General features: G+C 30.3%; 3 protein-coding genes. All 3 read right to left on the bottom strand.

Annotated elements, in window-relative coordinates; all coding sequences use genetic code 11:
• Window positions 1-94 precede the first annotated feature (94 nt).
• A complete protein-coding gene (gene whiA / locus ACI3VO_RS14280) occupies window positions 95-1,033 on the bottom strand; it encodes a DNA-binding protein WhiA (RefSeq protein WP_439758561.1) in 939 nt (312 codons plus the stop codon).
• Between the two features lie 15 nt (window positions 1,034-1,048).
• The gene (locus ACI3VO_RS14285) at window positions 1,049-1,474 is read right to left on the bottom strand and encodes an NUDIX hydrolase (RefSeq protein WP_320624157.1); all 426 of its coding nucleotides are present in this window, start codon (window positions 1,472-1,474) and stop codon (window positions 1,049-1,051) included.
• 95 nt (window positions 1,475-1,569) lie between these two features.
• On the bottom strand, window positions 1,570-2,567 hold a 998-nt coding region (locus tag ACI3VO_RS14290; RefSeq protein ID WP_439758562.1), incomplete at its 5' end, for a gluconeogenesis factor YvcK family protein.

Consider the following 2,567-nt stretch of genomic DNA (forward strand, 5'->3'; position numbering starts at 1 on the left):
ATTTTTAGTTTAACTCATAAACATACGTTAATACATCTTCTCAAATTAAACAAGGGGAATTTGTACCAAATCCCCCTAATTATTTTCTTGTATTTTATTTTAAATCATTAGCAATCTGCTCTATCTTTTTCAAACGATGATTGACTCCTGATTTACTTATCGGTGGATTTAACATTTCCCCCAATTCCTTCAATGACATTTCTTCATGCTCTACCCTAAGTAAAGCAATTTCTTGTAAATTTTCTGGTAAACTGCTAATTCCTATCTTATTTTGAATTAATTTTATGTTTTCGACTTGTCTAACTGCTGCATTTACAGTTTTAGATAGATTCGCTGTTTCACAATTTACAATACGGTTTACGTTATTTCTCATTTCTTTTACTACTTTTGTATTTTGCAAGCTAAGTAAAGCCTGATATGCCCCTATCATACTCAATAAATCAGAAATTTGTTCACTTTCCTTTAAATAAACAACAAAACTATTTTTTCTAGCGACTATTTTAGAATTAAATCCCAAAGAATTTATTAAATTCTTAAGCGAATTTGCATAATCTTCATGATTAGCTACAAATTCCATATGATAATTTTTTTCTGGATCACTAATCGATCCTCCACCTAAAAAAGCTCCCCTTATATAAGATTTTTTTAGGCTATCGTCGTCAAATACTGATTTTGGAACACAATTAGTTGGGAAAAAACCATCCTTATCCTCTAGTATTTCCAATTTTTTAAGAAGTGCTTCCGCTCCATTTTCACTTTTTACAGTCAAAACATAGCTATTATTTCTCTTTAGCATTTGATTTTTGTTTACAGAAATTGTAGTACTTATATCAAATTCCTTTTTTAATAATTTAAAAATTCTTCTAGCCACAGAATTTAATTCAGTAGTTATCTTTATATTAATTTTTCTAAGTCCTGCAATCTGTATACTTCCAGCCATTCTAACTATGGCCGATAATTCTGCCTGTTTATTTTTCTTATCGACTTCTTTAACCCTAGCTAATTCATTTTTTGTCTCACTCGAAAAAGACATTTTTATCACCTAATTCTAGCTTTTTTTGTTTCTTTTTTTTATTTCCTCTAATGCAACTTTTATTATTTCTCTTTCGTCGTTATATCTAGCTAAATCAACTACTCTATCTACATGTATAAATTTAGCATCTACAAAGCCCTCTTCTTTAAGAGGAATTGTGTCCATATTTTTAGATTTCATTAAATACCAAAAAACCGTCTTATGAACAGCTCTATTTTCATCCCAATTTTCTTTATAAGTGTAGTGAATTTCACCTAAATATTTTAATATTTGAGCCTTTACTCCAGTTTCTTCTAGTACTTCTCTAAGAGCGGCATCCTTTTTTTGCTCACCTTCTTCTACTCTGCCCTTGGGTAACACCCAGTCACCATTAAACTTTCTAAGTAGAAGAATTGCATTACCAAATAAGACTACACCACCAGCACTAATCTCTTCTCTCATAGACATTCACTCCTTAATTCAACATAATAATAAGAATTTCTTCATAAAGATTTAAAAATCCTTTTTATAATACATAGGAAATTACATGTTTAATATTAATGATTTTTAGCCAAGTTAACAATTATATCAGAAATCTTATCAGCATTATGTCTAATATAGGAATTTTTTATTTCGATTAAATTGTCCTCAATAGTTTTAATACCCATACACTTTAATTTTAGCTTTTGCTCATTATCTAGTAAAACTTGTATAGAGCCATCATCATTATATCTTTTTGATACAATTTCTGGTATTTCTTCATTATTAACTACGATATAATCAATTAATCCATATCCTGTATGTTTTATCAATGCTTGAACATGATCTAATACATTGTATCCATCTGTCTCGCCTGGCTGAGTCATAACATTCGGTATATATACTTTTTTAGCATTTGATTTTTTTATAGAATCAATCACGCCTGGAACTAATAAGTTAGGTATTACACTAGTATATAAACTACCTGGTCCCATAACTATAATATCAGCTCCATGTATAGAGCTTATGACTTCATCTAAAGGTCTGCAGTTTTCTGGTGTTAAAGTAATTTTGTCTATTTTACATTTTTGCTTTTTAACTATTTTGGGTATTGCTGATTCTCCTCTTATAACTTGACCATTATCTAAAGTCGCAATCAAATCTACATTCTCAAGTGTAACTGGTAGTACTCTACCTGTTATAGCAAATATTTGGCCTATTTTATATATTGCCGTTTCAAAATTTCCATATAATCCATTCATTGCAGCTAAAAATAGGTTTCCAAAACTTTGACCTTTTAATACACCTTCTTCAAATCTATATTGCATAACTTCATTCATAGTAGGCTCTATATTTGCAAGCGCCATAATACAGTTTCTTATATCTCCAGGTGGCAACATTCCTAAATCAGATCTAAGCACACCTGAACCACCACCATCATCTGCAACTGTAACCACAGCTGTTATATTTTGTGTATGGTGTTTTAAACCTCTTAAAAAAATTGACTGTCCAGTTCCTCCTCCGATGACTACTACATTAGGTCCCTTTCCTTCTTGATTTTGTAATTCGAGATATT

The organism is Intestinibacter sp. (assembly GCF_051866655.1).
In the GTDB taxonomy this organism is placed as follows: domain Bacteria; phylum Bacillota; class Clostridia; order Peptostreptococcales; family Peptostreptococcaceae; genus Intestinibacter.

Bases quoted from the DNA above. Each gene is read 5' to 3' on its own strand.
- ACI3VO_RS14285 (WP_320624157.1), bottom strand. From the start codon at position 1,474: ATGAGAGAAGAGATTAGTGCTGGTGGTGTAGTCTTATTTGGTAATGCA.
- whiA (WP_439758561.1), bottom strand. From the start codon at position 1,033: ATGTCTTTTTCGAGTGAGACAAAAAATGAATTAGCTAGGGTTAAAGAA.